This window comes from Pantoea sp. V106_11 (assembly GCF_029967885.1).
Lineage (GTDB): Bacteria > Pseudomonadota > Gammaproteobacteria > Enterobacterales > Enterobacteriaceae > Pantoea > Pantoea ananatis.
The window spans coordinates 459,663-475,441 of sequence record NZ_JASCAK010000020.1 but is presented as its reverse complement, the minus strand read 5'-3'; the positions used below and the strand labels follow the sequence as shown (position 1 = coordinate 475,441).

The 15,779-nt window shown below is 54.5% G+C and carries 14 protein-coding genes; 3 read left to right on the top strand and 11 right to left on the bottom strand.

Features of this window, described 5'->3' with window-relative positions; genetic code table 11:
- Both QLG08_RS03570 and cutC read right to left on the bottom strand, forming a co-directional pair.
- Nucleotides 1-846 (bottom strand): hypothetical protein, encoded by an 846-nt coding sequence (locus QLG08_RS03570; protein ID WP_207806662.1) that lies wholly within the window; start codon nucleotides 844-846, stop codon nucleotides 1-3.
- Between the two features lie 242 nt (nucleotides 847-1,088).
- Entirely contained in the window at nucleotides 1,089-1,841 is a 753-nt protein-coding gene (gene cutC / locus QLG08_RS03565) for a copper homeostasis protein CutC (RefSeq protein WP_013026092.1), read from the bottom strand.
- 86 nt (nucleotides 1,842-1,927) lie between these two features.
- On the opposite strand from cutC, the gene QLG08_RS03560 reads away from it, so the two are divergent.
- Entirely contained in the window at nucleotides 1,928-3,070 is a 1,143-nt protein-coding gene (locus tag QLG08_RS03560) for a PatB family C-S lyase (RefSeq protein ID WP_282472809.1), read from the top strand.
- On the opposite strand, the gene QLG08_RS03555 is transcribed toward QLG08_RS03560, so the two are convergent.
- Nucleotides 3,067-3,627, bottom strand: a complete 561-nt coding sequence (locus QLG08_RS03555) for a VOC family protein (RefSeq protein ID WP_013026094.1) — start codon at nucleotides 3,625-3,627, stop codon at nucleotides 3,067-3,069. The two genes, QLG08_RS03560 and QLG08_RS03555, sit on opposite strands and share 4 nt — an antisense overlap.
- Before the next feature lie 629 nt (nucleotides 3,628-4,256).
- On the opposite strand from QLG08_RS03555, the gene argS reads away from it, so the two are divergent.
- Nucleotides 4,257-5,987 carry an arginine--tRNA ligase gene (gene argS, locus QLG08_RS03550; RefSeq protein ID WP_014605664.1) on the top strand — a complete coding sequence of 577 codons (1,731 nt, stop codon included), beginning with the start codon at nucleotides 4,257-4,259 and terminating at the stop codon, nucleotides 5,985-5,987.
- 304 nt (nucleotides 5,988-6,291) lie between these two features.
- The gene (gene aqpZ, locus QLG08_RS03545; protein ID WP_207806688.1) at nucleotides 6,292-6,987 is read left to right on the top strand and encodes an aquaporin Z; all 696 of its coding nucleotides are present in this window, start codon (nucleotides 6,292-6,294) and stop codon (nucleotides 6,985-6,987) included.
- Between the two features lie 105 nt (nucleotides 6,988-7,092).
- Here aqpZ and QLG08_RS03540 read toward each other — a convergent pair whose 3' ends face one another.
- From QLG08_RS03540 to QLG08_RS03505, 8 genes are all read right to left on the bottom strand, one after another.
- Nucleotides 7,093-7,485 (bottom strand): flagellar protein FlhE, encoded by a 393-nt coding sequence (locus QLG08_RS03540; protein WP_015700157.1) that lies wholly within the window; start codon nucleotides 7,483-7,485, stop codon nucleotides 7,093-7,095.
- Nucleotides 7,482-9,575 (bottom strand): flagellar biosynthesis protein FlhA, encoded by a 2,094-nt coding sequence (flhA, locus tag QLG08_RS03535; RefSeq protein ID WP_282472808.1) that lies wholly within the window; start codon nucleotides 9,573-9,575, stop codon nucleotides 7,482-7,484. Before flhA ends, QLG08_RS03540 begins: the two co-directional genes overlap by 4 nt.
- Entirely contained in the window at nucleotides 9,568-10,719 is a 1,152-nt protein-coding gene (flhB, locus tag QLG08_RS03530; RefSeq protein ID WP_014605661.1) for a flagellar biosynthesis protein FlhB, read from the bottom strand. The genes flhA and flhB overlap by 8 nt, the downstream gene beginning before the upstream one ends.
- Before the next feature lie 202 nt (nucleotides 10,720-10,921).
- On the bottom strand, nucleotides 10,922-11,563 hold the full coding sequence (gene cheZ / locus QLG08_RS03525; protein WP_014593904.1) for a protein phosphatase CheZ: 642 nt from the start codon (nucleotides 11,561-11,563) through the stop codon (nucleotides 10,922-10,924).
- A 9-nt stretch (nucleotides 11,564-11,572) separates the two neighbouring features.
- A complete protein-coding gene (gene cheY / locus QLG08_RS03520; protein ID WP_013026101.1) occupies nucleotides 11,573-11,962 on the bottom strand; it encodes a chemotaxis response regulator CheY in 390 nt (129 codons plus the stop codon).
- A gap of 40 nt (nucleotides 11,963-12,002) precedes the next feature.
- On the bottom strand, nucleotides 12,003-13,052 hold the full coding sequence (locus QLG08_RS03515; protein ID WP_014605660.1) for a chemotaxis response regulator protein-glutamate methylesterase: 1,050 nt from the start codon (nucleotides 13,050-13,052) through the stop codon (nucleotides 12,003-12,005).
- Nucleotides 13,052-13,924, bottom strand: coding sequence for a protein-glutamate O-methyltransferase CheR (gene cheR, locus QLG08_RS03510; RefSeq protein WP_013026103.1), 873 nt, complete (start codon nucleotides 13,922-13,924; stop codon nucleotides 13,052-13,054). Before cheR ends, QLG08_RS03515 begins: the two co-directional genes overlap by 1 nt.
- 82 nt (nucleotides 13,925-14,006) lie before the next feature.
- Nucleotides 14,007-15,683, bottom strand: a complete 1,677-nt coding sequence (locus QLG08_RS03505) for a methyl-accepting chemotaxis protein (RefSeq protein WP_014605659.1) — start codon at nucleotides 15,681-15,683, stop codon at nucleotides 14,007-14,009.
- Nucleotides 15,684-15,779 lie beyond the last annotated feature (96 nt).

The following is a 15,779-nucleotide window of genomic DNA, read 5'->3' as shown; positions in this document are numbered from 1 at the left end:
CTATTCCGTCACCTCAGCGGGTTTATCCCAGTACTGGTATTTATAGACTGCGCTGAGGTGGCGTTGAATCGTCCCTTTCTCGAACACTTCCGTTTCATTCAGATAACTCAGCGTGCAGTTGCCCTTCTCATCCCAGAACTGGCATTCATCCACGGTGCGCAATGTGCTGACGTCTGTCGTTGCGGTGCCATTCAGGCGCCGTTCCCGCCACTGGTTATCATAGGTGTAGGTATCTTTGCGGCGGGCAGAGGTCGAACGGGTGACCAGGCCTTGTGGATTCCACTCATAACGGTATTCCCCGTTGCTGACGGGATCGGTACCTCGCGCAATACTTTTTAGTAAGTGGAAACGTTTATCATAACGGTAAGTCGTATCCGTAAACCCGTCTTTACCCATGCTGATAAATTTATCCGATGCGCTGATGATGTTGCCGTTTTTGCCCTTCTGCCACTGAATGGTGCCCTGACGGTTATCGACCACCACTTCACTGCCCTGCTTGATGACTTTAACCAGATAGGCATATTCCGCAACCCAGCCGTCCTGAACCCGAACCAGGTGCTGTTCCATGCTTAGGATGACGTTACGCTCATTTTTGTCATAGCTGATGTCCGCCACCAGCAGATCGCCACAGCGATCAAACTGCCCCAGTACCCGTTTCTGTGAGTTGACGTCTTTACCAAACTCGCCGGCGATCACCTGACGCACCTGACCTTTGGCACTGCCGCCCAGCAGGATCCAGTTATTGCTGTTGGTCACCGCTTTACTGTATGGCTGACATGAGGCTGCGGCCCATGCGGTGGGAAAGGAGAATAACGTAATCACAGCGAACAGCAGAACGCATCGCATGGTGTGCACCTCGGACGTCAATGTCGTAAACGGTTTACCCTAAATAGCAGGAACCGACGGATGATGGAAAGTGGAATTCTTCTCTCAGCGCCAGCAGCGACTGAATTCAGCCTCGCGGGCACGACGATAAAGGGCGCTGAAGGAATTTTGGGCAAAAAATACCCCAGCAAATTTACTGGGGTTTGGTACTTGCAAACATCACGTCATCAATCGGCGTGCTGCGCGGCAAAACTGGTCATGAGTCAGGCCACCCGGGCGGTATTCATTTGCATCACACTTTTCATTGCCTCAACGACATCGCCATCGACGCAATTGCGGCTGAACTCATCAATTTCGGCTTCGGAACACATGGAAACACCCACTTTACGGTAGCGCATCGGGGATGCCACAAGGTGGCTGGCCGAGCTGTGTACCTCGCGAATATCCGCATCCAGAAACTTTTGCAGGTTGCTGAGGCGAACGCCAGCACCGGCCATAATGATTGGACCTGCGCTGTATTCATTAAGTTCCCTCAATAATGCAATTCCGTTTTCCGCGCTTTGTTGCTGGCCAGATGTCAGGATGCGCCTGACGCCAAAATCCGTCAGCACATCAAGCGAACGCTTGGGCCGATGGCACAGATCGAAGGCGCGGTGAAAAGTCACCGCCATCCCGTCGCACAGGGCCATGATTTGTCGCATCTGACTGGCATGGATATTGGCATCTTCATCCAGCATGCCCAGAACGATGCCGGGAAAACCCAGCTCACGGATACGCGCCACGTCTGACTTCATCGTTTCAAATTCACGGCTGGAATAGCAAAAGTCGCCACCGCGAGGGCGAACAATAGGATGCACCGGAACTGAAATGTCACGACGGGCGACCTCCAGCATGCCTGCAGAAGGCGTCAGCCCGCCTTCACGCGGCGCGGCGCAAAGCTCTATGCGATCGGCTCCCGCCTGCTGGGCGGTTAATGCACAATCCACCCCATAGCAACAAATTTCCAGTGTCGTCATTGTCTTCTCCTTTACATGGCTTCCTGTTCACGCCAAATTCGTCAGGTACGCTTATCCCTTAGAACAGTTTACGTGGAAAACTAACTATGACATTCAATTTTGACCAACGGATAGACCGCCGTCACAGTGATAGTCTTAAATGGCACAAATATGCGGGTCAGGATATTCTGCCACTGTGGGTCGCCGATACGGATTTCCGATCGCCTGAGCGTATCATTGAAGCCATTAAAGCCCGCGTTGACCACGGCGTTTTCGGCTATGGCGATAAGCCCCAGGGGTTGATTGCGGCCCTTATCGCTCGCTGTGCATCACGTTATCACTGGCAGGTCGATCCCGAATGGGTTGTTGTCTTGCCCGGCGTTGTCTGCGGCTTAAATCTGTCGGTCCGCGCCTTTACTCAGCCACCGCAAGGTACCGTGGCACCCTTGCCGATTTATCCCCCTTTTCGCTCTGCCGCTAAACTGGCGGAACGCGACCAGCTGAGTCTGCCATTAATATTACAGAACGGGCGCTGGGTCATGGACCTGAGCGCGGCCGAAGGGAAAATGCAGGACAAAAAGCTGTTGATGCTGTGCAATCCCCAGAATCCTGGCGGTACGGTTTATCGCCGGGAAGAGCTGGAGGCCCAACTGGCGTTTGCCCAGCAGCACGACCTGATTGTCTGTTCTGACGAAATCCATTGCGACCTGCTGTTAACACAGGGCCTGCAACACATCCCGTTCGCCTCCCTGAGCGACGATGCCGCGCGGCGCAGCGTCACGCTGCTTTCGCCCTCGAAAACCTTTAACATCGCCGGCCTGGGCGCATCCGTCGCCATCATCCCTGACCCGGTACTGCGTGAACGTTTCAACGCCGTCCGCCAGGGCATCGTTCCCTCGGTTGATATTCTGGCACTGGTGGCCGCAGAGGTTGCCTGGCGCGACAATGATGACTGGCTTGATGCACAGCTGGACTATCTGCGCGGGAATCGTGACTGGCTGGTTGAACAGGTCAATGCGCTCCCCGGACTCTCGATGGTGTCACCAGAAGGCAGCTATCTCGGCTGGATTGATGCCAGCGCATTGCCGGTTACCAGCCCGGCACTCTATTTTGAAAAGTACGGGCTGGGTTTCTCACCGGGTCGCGATTTTGGCGATGACCGTTTCGTGCGTATCAACTTCGGTTGCCCACGCGCGCTGCTGGAAGAAGCGGCAAAGCGGCTTAAACGCGCGGTTGACGCCCTGGGTTAAGACTGCTCACTGGCCACGATCTCTTCCAGGCTCCACGGGTGAAACTTTATCGTGGTTTCCCCGTCGGTTACTGCGAGGGTAGGATTAGGCAAACGTTCATTTTCCCCTTTTGGCGAGCTGGTCTTGAACGAAATACCGGGTTGGGACAGTGCATGGTCGGACAGCAACGCCATTGCCCGCATCCCAAGCGTTTCTGGCTCGCCCCTTAATACCACTTCCACATGCTCCCAGCCTTCATGGCGATAGCGTTTCTCGCCGGGCCAGGGTAACTCCACCACGTCGATATGCCAGCCGGCAATCTGGAGCGGCTGATGCAGTTTGAACAGGCAGACAGGACGACCATTGATCATCGCTGCCGAAAATTGCTGTCCCATTTTCGCCAGACCCTGCTGCCAACGTTCGGCGGTGGTGTTCTGGTGACAGCGAACCGCGACATGATCGACATCGAGTCCGGCATTATCTAATCCGAGTCGCTGTGAAAAACTTTGTAACCGTTGTTCGAAAGCGGCCAAATCTTCGCGTAAATCGTCCAGTTCTGATGGAAAGGTGGTGCTCACGGTTGCCTCTGCCCCTCTAAAATTTACAGACTTAAATATCGTAACTCATTGTTAGCATTAAATCCTAAACGACATAATGGTGAGATTCATCTTATTTACGTGATTCTTTTCCATTAAAGCAGATAAATTACGCTTTCAATTCAGACTTATCTTCTTTTTAGATCCACCCTTAAGTTGACAAAAACCACCTAACCACCTGTTTAAATTGATGTTAATTAATACAATAAGACAATTCCCATTTACCGCCAACATGATTGCAGCCGCGTCACCTTTCTTATAAATTTGCATCAATACCATTATAAGGAAAGTTTTTATGACTATGCTCATCGTAGTGGCAACATTGATCGCACTGATGGGATTTGCCCTTGCGCGCCACTGGAAGGTGCGAGAAGACAAAAGCGTTAAAAATGCGCGCCGCGCGCGCCGCCGCTAATCCTTTGGGAAACATCCTCAGCTCTGTTTCTCCGCGTTTATCCAGTTACTGACTCAAGCTGACAATTCACGTATACTTTTCCCCTCATTTTTTTCCGTTCTGCCTGGTGATGACTCTGGTTATCGCCTCCGGCAGAATGAGGATGAAGCGCGCTGCGCTGTCAGCGTGCTTTTCTTAGCATATGTAAGGTAACCCGGTGAATATTCAGGCGCTTCTTTCCGCAAAAGTCAGTCAGGCTATGGTGCTGGCTGGTGCTCCCTCCGATTGCGAACCTCAGGTTCGCCAGTCGGCCAAAGTTCAGTTTGGTGATTATCAGGCAAACGGCATCATGGCCGTGGCTAAAAAACTGGGCCAGGCGCCGCGACAATTAGCTGAAACTGTTATTCAACATCTGGATCTTACCGGTATTGCCAGCAAGGTTGAGATTGCCGGACCCGGGTTTATTAACATCTTTCTCGATCGTGGCTGGCTGGCAGAACATGCCAGGAATGCCCTGCAGCATCCGCGACTCGGCGTCGCCCGCGTTGAACCTCAGACTATCGTCGTAGATTACTCTGCCCCGAACGTCGCGAAAGAAATGCACGTCGGCCACGTCCGCTCCACCATTATTGGTGATGCCGCTGTCCGCACTCTGGCGTTTCTGGGCCATAACGTCATCCGTGCCAACCACGTTGGCGACTGGGGAACGCAGTTCGGTATGCTGATAGCTTTCCTTGAGAAACAGCAGAACGAAAACCATGCCGAAATGGCGCTGGCTGACTTAGAAGGGTTTTACCGTGAAGCCAAGCGCACCTACGATGAAGATCCGGAATTTGCTGAGCGCGCACGTCGCTACGTGGTGAAGTTACAAGGCGGCGATGACTACTGCCGTCAGATGTGGAAAAAGCTGGTTGATATCACCATGAGCCAGAACCAGCATATCTATGACCGCCTTAACGTCACGCTGACCCGCAAAGATGTCATGGGCGAGAGCCTTTACAACGACATGCTGCCGGGGATTGTTGCCGACCTGAAAGCGAAAGGGTTAGCCGTAGAGAGCGAAGGTGCGACCGTGGTCTTTCTGGATGAATACCAGAATAAAGAAGGTGAGCCTATGGGCGTCATCATTCAGAAGAAAGACGGCGGCTATCTTTACACCACTACCGATATTGCCTGTGCCAAATACCGCTACGAAACGCTGCATGCCGATCGGGTGATTTACTACATCGACTCGCGCCAGCATCAGCATTTACAGCAGGCGTGGACCATCGTGCGTAAAGCCGGTTATGTGCCTGAATCTGTGCCGCTTGAGCACCATGCATTTGGCATGATGCTGGGTAAAGACGGTCGTCCGTTTAAGACCCGCAGCGGCGGCACCATCAAACTTTCGGATCTACTGGATGAAGCTTACGATCGTGCTTACTCGCTGGTCAGCGAAAAAAACCCGGAGATGAGCGAAGAAGAGCGGCGTGCACTTGCGGAAGTCGTCGGCGTCAGCGCTGTAAAATATGCCGATCTGTCAAAGAGCCGCACCACGGATTATATCTTTGACTGGGACAACATGCTGGCGTTTGAAGGTAACACCGCGCCTTATATGCAGTACGCTTACACGCGTGTCCTGTCGGTATTCCGTAAGGCCGGTATTGAAGCCGACGCGATTCAGGCCGACATCACCCTGACGGACGATCGTGAAGCCCTGCTGGCTACACGCCTACTGCAGTTTGAAGAAGTCATTACTCAGGTTGCCCGTGACGGCACGCCGCATGTTATGTGTGCGTACCTCTATGACGTGGCTGGCCTGTTCTCCGGCTTCTACGAGCATTGCCCGATTCTGGCGGCCGAAGATGAAGCGACCCGTCAGAGCCGGTTACAGATTGCTGCCCTGACCGCCAAAACCCTGAAACTGGGGCTGGACACGCTGGGTATCAAAACCGTCGATCGCATGTAACCTCTTCAGGCGCTGAGTGCCCACCGTGGCCCGGCGCCTGCCTTCCCTGCCTTCCCCGCCGCCGCGTCATGATTTCCGCGACCGCTGTTTTCGCTGCCTGCTCTGCCCACGATATGAATCGGCCCGCTATCGCCTGAAAACCAGACATCATGATGCATAGCAACGGACAAACTGGCCCATGCAGCCATAATGTCCTGTTTATCTGCGTAAGATCATGGGGTTATTCCTTTCTGATGCGCGCGCTCTACTATAAGCCCGCATTTCATCAGGTCTTGACCTGTTAACGAGAAAGGAAACTAAGTTGATGATTAAAAAAGCGTTTGCCGAATTCATCGGGACATTCTGGTTAGTATTGGCGGGTTGTGGAAGCGCCCTGCTGGCGGCAACCTTTCCGCAAACCGGGATTGGCTTTGCCGGAGTGGCTCTGGCTTTCGGCCTTGCCGTGCTGACGATGGCTTTTGCTGTGGGTCATCTTTCGGGCGGCCATTTTAATCCTGCCGTCACGCTGGGTTTATGGGCGGGCGGCCGTATCGGATATCAGGCCATTTTGCCCTATATCATTATGCAGGTCGCGGGCGGTATCGCGGCGGCGGCCGTGCTGTATGTGATTGCAAGTGGTCAGTCTGATTTTGATTCCACCACCAGCGGGTTCGCGGCTAACGGCTTTGGCGAACACTCCCCCGGGGGCTACAGCCTTTGTGCAGCAGTGGTCACTGAACTGGTACTCAGCGCCTTTTTCCTGATCATTATTCAGGGGGCGACCGATAAACGCGCGCCCGCGGGTTTCGCGCCCATCGCCATTGGCCTGGCCTTAACGCTTATTCATTTAATTAGCATCCCCGTGACCAATACGTCGGTAAACCCGGCGCGCAGTACGGCGATGGCGCTGTTCCAGGGAACCTGGGCCTTGCAGCAGCTGTGGGTGTTCTGGCTGGTGCCGATGGCGGGCGGTGTGGCTGGCGGGTTGATCTCTCGTTTTCTGCTGCGAAGCACAGACTGATTTAATGCGAAAATGACGTAACCTGCCTTCATTATGCAGACCGGCAGCGATCGTGCACGCCTGCACGATCGCTGCCGGTCTGTCTTAATAATGGAATAATCAGGCTTACTGGTAATTAACCGTCACGTCTGTGCTGACCACTTTCAGCCCGGGCGGTAAACTGCCGCTTCCAGCGAAACCAAACACCATATGCAATGTTTCATCCGCGGTCACGCCGGTCAGACCCCGCGTCGCGCCGTTGGCACCGTCCAGTTCGGTACAGCGCTGCGCCGCACAAAGCCGGACCTGCAGGCCCGATGGCGCAGGCCGGGTGAGCTGATAGCGCCAGTTCACCACGGTCATTGCCCCTTTTACGTCGCCCGGCGGCGTTAAGGGCTGTGAGGATTGCCAGCTACCGCGATTGGCCATCAGCGGGCCTGCCGCGCTGGCGCTCCAGGCGCCGTCAGCGGCCAGGGCAGACAGCGGCAGGAGCAGTGCAAACAGCATCATCGATCTCATTGTTTGCCTCCGATGGTGGCGGTCATGCGAATCTGACGATTGTCGCTTAATTCCATGTTGGACAGCACCACCAGCTGCGGCATGTTGCGACGCAGGAAGCGCGCCAGTAACGCACGTAATGGATGGTTTACCAGTAAGACCGGCGGCGCGCCCATCATCTCCTGACGCTGTAAGGCTTCCTGCGTCTGGGCCAGCAGACGATCGGCAAGCCCCGGCTCCAGCCCACCACCGCCCTGCAGAGCCTGCAGTAACAGGCGTTCCAGCGTAGCATCCAGGCCAATAACCTGAACTTCACCGTTGCCCGGGAACCATTGTTGGGTGATTGCACGACCCAACGCGACACGCACCACGCTGGTCAACTCCTGCGGATCGCTTTGAACCGGCGCGTGCTCTGCCAGCGTTTCAATGATGGTGCGCATGTCGCGAATAGAGACGCGCTCCACCAGCAGGTTTTGCAGCACTTTATGCAGGGTTGTCAGGGTAATAACGCCCGGCACCAGATCTTCAGTCAGTTTAGGCATTTCAGACGAGACGCGATCCAGCAGCTGTTGCGCCTCCTGGCGACCAAACAGCTCGCTGGCATACTGACCAATCAGATGATTAAGATGGGTTGCCACCACCGTACTGGCTTCGACCACGGTAAAGCCCTGGATCTGGGCCTGCTCTTTCAGCGCGCCATCAATCCACACGGCCGCCAGGCCAAACGCCGGATCGACGGTGGCTTCACCCGGCAAGGTGCCCGCTGCGGTGCCGGGGTTAATCGCCATCCAGCGCCCCGGATACGCGTCACCACTGCCAATTTCTACGCCCTTCATCAAAATGCGATAGCGGGCCGGTGGTAATTCCATATTGTCACGGATATGCACCACCGGTGGCAGGAAGCCGACGTCCTGCGCCACCTTCTTACGGATACTGCGGATACGCCCCAGCAGTTCACCGTTTTGATTATGATCGACCATCGGAATGAGGCGATAGCCCACTTCCATTCCCAGGGTATCTTCCAGTTGTACATCGGTCCAGGACGCCTCGGCCGATGCGGGTGTTTCCATAGATTTGGTGAGGCTGCTGGGTGATTCGACACTCTTTTTCGGCTGCATTTCGCGGCCGCGTAACCACCATGCCAGCCCCAGTAAGGCCGCCGTAAACAGCAGGAAAACGAAGTTCGGCATGCCCGGCACCAGGCCCAGCAAACCTATTACGCCGCCGCTCAGCATCAGTACGCGAGGATCTTTAAACAGCTGGCCAACCATCTGCTCGCCGACGTCCTGATCGGTTGCCACGCGCGTCACAATAACACCCGCCGCAGTCGAGATAACCAGCGCCGGGATCTGAGCAACCAGACCATCACCGATAGTCAGCAACGTATAGGTTTCTGCCGCATGTCCTGCATCCATGCTGTGCTGCACGATACCGACCAACAGCCCGCCAATCACGTTGATTACCATGATCAAAATGCCGGCGATGGCATCACCACGTACGAACTTACTGGCACCGTCCATTGAACCGTAGAAGTCGGCTTCCTGGGTGACTTCAGCACGGCGGCGTTTCGCTTCATCTTCACCGATCAGACCGGCATTCAGGTCGGCGTCGATGGCCATCTGCTTACCGGGCATCCCGTCAAGAACAAAGCGCGCGCCCACTTCAGCGATACGGCCGGCACCTTTGGTGATAACCATAAAGTTGATAATCACCAGGATGATAAACACCACAATACCGATGGCAAAGTTGCCCCCGACCAGGAAGTGGCCAAAGGCTTCCACCACCCGTCCGGCGGCGGCGGCCCCGGTGTGGCCGTCCAGTAAAATGATACGGGTTGAGGCAACGTTAAGCGCCAGGCGCAGCAAGGTCGAAAACAGCAGGATGGTTGGAAACGCCGCAAACTCCAGCGTGCGCTGGGTAAACATCGCCACCAGCAGCACCATGATCGACAAGGCGATGTTGAAGGTGAACAACAGATCAAGGATGAATGGCGGTAACGGCAGAACCATCATCGATAAAATCATGATGATCAGTACCGGGCCAGCAAGCACCTGCCACTGCATATCTTTGAAGTTGCCCGGTAGGCGTAATTTAGCGGCCAGATTAGCCATCGTTTGTGTTCTCTCCTGCAAAGTCCATCTCTGCCGGGACCGGCAGGTCTTTAGGTTTTACCGGGATCAGGCCACCTTCGCGCTTCCAGCGACGTAGCTGCCAGACCCAGGCCAGCACTTCCGCGACGGCGCCATACAGCGCACCCGGAATGTGTTGTCCAATTTCAGTATGTCGGTACAGCGCACGCGCCAGTGGCGGCGCTTCCAGAACCGGGATACGGTGTTCCGCGCCCAGTTCACGAATGCGTAAGGCAATATCCCCTGCGCCCTTGGCGATGACCTTCGGCGCGCTCATCTTTTTCTCGTTATATTGCAAGGCAACCGAGTAGTGCGTTGGGTTGGTGACGATAACATCGGCTTTGGGAACATCGGCCATCATGCGACGTCGGGCGGCTGCGCGCATCTGCTGGCGGATGCGCCCTTTCACGTGCGGATCACCCTCTTGCTGTTTGTGTTCATCACGAATTTCCTGACGCGACATGCGCAGCTTTTTAAAATGGCTGTAAAGTTGCCAGAAAACGTCATAGCCCACCATGGGGATCAACCCGAGCATGACCAGCGAGCAGCAGATGGCAATCATATCCATGCCGTGAATCAGTGCCGTTGTCGGTGATTCGGCAATCAGACGCAGCATATCGGGCCAGTGGCTCCAGACGTACCAGCCTGCAACACACCCGACCAGAATAGTCTTCAGGATGCCTTTAAACAGTTCGGTCCAGGCCTGAGCGGCAAACATACGCTTTAAACCAGACAGCGGGTTCAGTTTGCCAAAATCGACCTTAATGGATTTTCCACTGATCACTACGCCGCCCAGCAGCATTGGCGAGGCAATCGCGACCAGAACCAGCCCGCCCAGCAGCGGGAGCAGCGCCGCAATGGCCTGCATAATCAGATTGCCCACATGCGCAATGATGATTTTGTCATCGGTCACCATGGCATGGTCAAATCGTAATCCGGTTGACACCATCGCGGCCAGCCGGTGGGCCATCATGGCACCGCCGACCCATAAAATCATGATGCCGGCTAACAGCATCAGTAATGAGGTCAACTCGCGCGAACGCGGAATCTGGCCTTCTTCACGTGCTTTCTCAAGTCGGTGGGCCGTGGGCGATTCTGTTTTTTCTTCGTCGCTATTTTCTGACACCACAAACCTCGGTTGGCAGGAATTCTGAGCATAGAATGCCAAATTTGGGTTTGGTTAAAGCGTGGATAAAACGTGAAAAATGCGCGCTCTTTCACGGATGGCAAAAGAGAAAAGAGAAGTGGCCTGTCAGAAACAGGCCATCTTAGAAGGGGCGGCAATCGCCAACCGTTAACGGATCGGCGATGACCAGACAGACTCGCGGTTAGAAACCCAGGCTGTCCAGCAGGTCATCAACCTGGTCCTGATTCGCCACGACGCCTGGCGCAGCGGCATTGACCTGAGGTCCGTTAAGCAGCGTGGTGCCAACCTGACGTTTCTCGGCGCTCACTTCTGGCATGTTTTCCAGCAGCACCATCAACAGCTGGCGCTCGATTTCCTGGATCACATCCATCATGCGCTTGATGACCTGACCAGTAAGGTCCTGGAAATCCTGCGCCATCATGATGTCGAGCAACTGCTTGTTAGTAAAAGAGGTGTGCGTAGGCACTTCCCCTAAATACTCACGCGTATCCGTCACCAGCTCGCGCGCGTCGGCAAGTTCAATTGGATTTTCAAACCACGCATCCCAGCGTCCTTTCAGCGCAATCGCGCCCGCTTCCATTTTGTCCTGGTGCGGTTGCGCTGCTTCGACGCTGTTCAGCGCCCTGTCCGCCGCCTGAGCGGTCTTTTGCACTACATAGTCCAGACGGTCGCGGGCGTCAGGAATGGCTTCAGCAGCTTCTGCAATGGCCTGATCCAGCCCCAGCTCACGCAGACTGTCACGCAGCATGCGGGTCAGTGAACCGATGCGGGAAATGATATCGTGTGCCGCGGCTTGCTCAGCTGATTTCGGAAGGTCGCTCATCACATCTCCTTACATACCCAGTTTTTCAAAAATTTTGCCCAGCTTTTCTTCAAGCGTGGCTGCAGTAAACGGCTTGACTACATAGCCGCTTGCACCCGCCTGAGCGGCAGCAATAATGTTTTCTTTCTTCGCTTCTGCCGTCACCATTAAAACTGGCAGGCTCGCCATTGCAGCATCGGCACGAATAGTCTGCAGCAGTTGCAGGCCATCCATATTTGGCATGTTCCAGTCAGAGATAACGAAATCGAAACCACCTGCTTTCAGCTTGCCTAGCGCATCAACGCCGTCTTCCGCTTCTTCTACGTTATTGAAACCAAGCTCTTTCAGCAGGTTACGTACAATACGACGCATCGTATTGAAGTCGTCCACTACTAAAAAGCGCATGTTTTTATCAGCCATATCTACTCCTGTGTTATCTCGCCCGGCAGGACGGGCCTGGTTATATACGCAATGCCTGTCCGGCGCTAATTTTCGCCAGCATGTGCTGGCTGATGTTGCTTAAATCTACTACTTCGCTCACGCCACCGCTGGCTATCGCCTCGCGTGGCATGCCAAAAACGACACAACTAGCTTCATTTTGCGCGATGGTCCAGGCGCCGGCACGATGCATTTCCAGCATGCCTGCTGCCCCATCGTTACCCATACCGGTCAGGATGACGCCGACGGCATTACGCCCGGCGTTAATCGCAACCGATTTAAACAAGACATCCACTGAAGGTTTATGCCGGTTAACCGGGGGGCCTTCATTCAGCTTCACCACGTAGTTCGCCCCGCTGCGCCCCAGTTCCATGTGCATTGCGCCAGGCGCGATGTAGGCATGGCCGGGAAGAATACGCTCGCCATCTTCCGCTTCTTTCACCGTGATCTGGCACAGCTTGTTCAGCCGCTCGGCAAAAGATCGGGTAAAGCCCGGTGGCATATGTTGCGTAATCAGCAGTGCCGGACTGGTGGCCGGTAACGGCTGTAAAACGTGGCGAATCGCCTCTGTGCCGCCGGTTGATGAACCAATGGCAATCAACTTTTCACTACTCAGCAACGGGCCGGCTTTCAGCGTGACCGGCGCGGGCATAACGTTACGAACATGCAGGCGCGCCCGGGCCGCCGCGCGAATTTTGTCGCCAATCATCTGGCTATAGGCCAGCATGCCTTCACGAATGCCTAGCTGCGGCTTCGTCACGAAATCGATCGCACCTAACTCCAGCGCGCGCAGCGTGATTTCTGAGCCCTGTCCCGTCAGGGATGACACCATGACCACGGGCATGGGCCGTAAACGCATCAGTTTTTCAAGAAAGTCCAGGCCGTCCATGCGCGGCATTTCAACATCCAGCGTTAACACCTGCGGATTAAACTGTTTAATCAGATCGCGTGCCACTAACGGATCCGGGGCCGTAGCCACCATTTCCATATCAGGATGACTGTTGATGATTTCGGTCATCAGTTGCCGCATCAGCGCAGAGTCATCTACGCACATCACGGTAATTTTGCTCATCATCTTTCCTTCGTCAGTCCATACACGGTTTGCCCACGCAGCCAAAACTCTTTACTAATCTGGCTGAAGTTCTCTGAGTGTCCGGCAAAGAGAATGCCGCCGGGCTTAAGCAGAGGAACAAAACGACGTAGAATTTTTTCTTGTGTTTCTTTATCGAAATAGATCATTACGTTGCGGCAGAAGATCGCATCGAACGGTCCCGGTAAGGCCCAGTCATTTGCCAGCAGGTTAAGCTGGGTATAGTTCACCATGTTCGCCAGTTCGGAACGGACACGAACCATGCCAGCATGTGGACCTGTACCGCGTAAAAAGAAACGCTGTAACTGCGCGGGCGACAGCGTACGCAGCTCTTCCTGACGGTAAACGCCCGCCACGGCTTTCTCCAAAACCTGGGTATCTATATCGCTGGCATGTACCTGGAATTTACCCGGTCCCATGCCTAAGGTTTCAGCCAACGTAATCGCGATAGAGTAAGGTTCTTCGCCGGTGGACGCTGCCGTACTCCAGACGCTAAAATTTCCCTGACGTTTACGTGCATGCTCCGCAAGGATTGGAAAATGATGCGCCTCGCGGAAAAACGCTGTCAGGTTAGTGGTTAACGCATTAATAAACGCCTGCCACTCAGCACTGTTTGGATCATTTTCCAGCAGGGCCAGATAGCGACCAAAATCATCGATATTCAGCGTGCGCAGACGACGAACCAGACGGTTGTAAACCATCTCGCGCTTGTGATCGGCCAGCACGATACCCGCACGCTGATAGATGAGCTGGCTGATACGGCGAAAATGGGTATCGGACAGGGGCAGACGCTGCACCATTTGTGACAGCAGCGTCGTCGCTTCCGGTTGATCTAATAACGTCGATTTCTTCATCTTTGCACCTGGCCTGAACTAAACCTGTTGAACATCTGCTGCTACGCCCAACCGCGTCTCAGCGGCTGGGCCATCCAGGCAATTAAAAGGTTTCCCAGTTCTCATCACCGCGCGGTGATGGCTGGCGAATGCCTTCTGACGGACTTTCTAAACGTAAATTTTTTGCCGCCGTAGTCTTGTTAACGGCCTGCGTGACAATTTCTTTACCAATATTGAAGGCAGAAACCGCTTGTTTTAAGTTACTGGCCTGATCTTCCAGCGCCGCGGCGGCTGCAGCAGACTCTTCCACCAGCGAGGCGTTCTGTTGTGTTACGCGATCCATCTCAGTCACCGCCTGACCGACCTGGTCGATACCACGGCTCTGTTCGTCCGACGCAGAAGCAATTTCACCCATGATGTCGGTCACGCGCGTCACCGCACTGACGATCTCATTCATGGTATCGCCCGCGCTTTCAACCAGCACTGAGCCGGTGTTAACGCGACCAACGGAGTCTTCAATCAGGCCTTTAATCTCTTTTGCCGCCTGTGCGCTGCGCTGGGCAAGGTTACGAACCTCACCGGCTACCACGGCAAAGCCTCGTCCCTGTTCGCCAGCTCGCGCGGCTTCAACCGCTGCGTTCAACGCCAGGATGTTGGTCTGGAAAGCGATACCATCAATGACGCTGATAATGTCCGCAATTTTCCGTGAGCTGCCGGCAATTTCTTTCATGGTCGTGACCACGCCATCAACGACTTTGCCGCCCTGCTGCGCGGTTTCAGAGGCATTCAGCGCCAGCTTTGAAGCCTGACGGGCATTTTCCGCATTTTGTTTTACGGTCGCGGTAAGTTCTTCCATGCTGGCCGCCGTTTGCTCCAGCGATGCCGCCTGCTGTTCGGTTCGGGAAGAAAGATCGTTATTACCGACGGCGATTTCGCTGGCCCCGGTATAAATTGCATCTGCGCCGTCTCGCACGGTGCTGACGGTGCGCACCAGAGAACGTTGCATGTCCTGCAGCGAGGTCAGCAGATCGCCAATTTCATTACGTACGCTAATGTTGATGGGCTGCGTGAGATCGCCGCCTGCGATGTGCTGAATATGTTCAATGCTCTCTTTGAGCGGTCGAATAAGCAGGCTGCGCATCAGGTTCCAGACCAGCACAATCACCAACAGCGTGACCAACAGCGTCCCTACAACCAGCATAATCATGCGTTGATAGGCGGCATTGTTGGCATCCACGCCCTGCTGACTGAGTTGAAGGTTGTAGTTAAGCCAGGCATCGTAGTCTTTCTGGAATTTGTCCTGATAGCTCTGCGTCGGCTGGTCTACAAACCCTTTAAAGTTACCGTTGCCAAGAAATACGATCAGTTCCGCGAGTCCGTCATGGAATTGCTTATAGTTTGCCTGCAGTGTCAGTACGTTTTCTGCACTTTTGCCTTTCTCAGAAAGATTGGCATTGAACATGGCATAGCCTTCTTCCGCACGCTTTAATTCACTATCTGCCAGCGCCACCAGCTCTTTAACGGTGGCACCTGAGCCGGCCATTTGCCCATCCTGCAAATAACGGATCCCGGCGCGGTTTAAGGTATTTCGCGCCTGTACCAGTGCGACCCAAGAGGTGCCCATGGCGCGTTGAAGCGTACTCAGACGTTGGTTATAGGCAAAATTTTCTTTATCTTCTGTCACCGTCTTATAGAACACGCCACCCGAAAAAATTTGCAGTAGCGCGAACAGTGCCAATACACAGAGAAGACCGGAGACAACACGTACTCGACTAAACATAGAAACCTCATTCATTAGCAATTCGATTCTGTTTATCGGCCCGGACGTACGGAACTTTACGGCCAGCGTGAAGACAGGTTCACACTGGCCGTAAAA

Coding starts and splice junctions, on each gene's coding strand:
- QLG08_RS03570 (WP_207806662.1), bottom strand. CDS start 846: ATGCGATGCGTTCTGCTGTTCGCTGTGATTACGTTATTCTCCTTTCCC.
- cutC (WP_013026092.1), bottom strand. CDS start 1,841: ATGACGACACTGGAAATTTGTTGCTATGGGGTGGATTGTGCATTAACC.
- QLG08_RS03560 (WP_282472809.1), top strand. CDS start 1,928: ATGACATTCAATTTTGACCAACGGATAGACCGCCGTCACAGTGATAGT.
- aqpZ (WP_207806688.1), top strand. CDS start 6,292: ATGATTAAAAAAGCGTTTGCCGAATTCATCGGGACATTCTGGTTAGTA.
- QLG08_RS03540 (WP_015700157.1), bottom strand. CDS start 7,485: ATGAGATCGATGATGCTGTTTGCACTGCTCCTGCCGCTGTCTGCCCTG.
- flhA (WP_282472808.1), bottom strand. CDS start 9,575: ATGGCTAATCTGGCCGCTAAATTACGCCTACCGGGCAACTTCAAAGAT.
- cheZ (WP_014593904.1), bottom strand. CDS start 11,563: ATGAGCGACCTTCCGAAATCAGCTGAGCAAGCCGCGGCACACGATATC.
- cheY (WP_013026101.1), bottom strand. CDS start 11,962: ATGGCTGATAAAAACATGCGCTTTTTAGTAGTGGACGACTTCAATACG.
- QLG08_RS03515 (WP_014605660.1), bottom strand. CDS start 13,052: ATGAGCAAAATTACCGTGATGTGCGTAGATGACTCTGCGCTGATGCGG.
- cheR (WP_013026103.1), bottom strand. CDS start 13,924: ATGAAGAAATCGACGTTATTAGATCAACCGGAAGCGACGACGCTGCTG.
- QLG08_RS03505 (WP_014605659.1), bottom strand. CDS start 15,683: ATGTTTAGTCGAGTACGTGTTGTCTCCGGTCTTCTCTGTGTATTGGCA.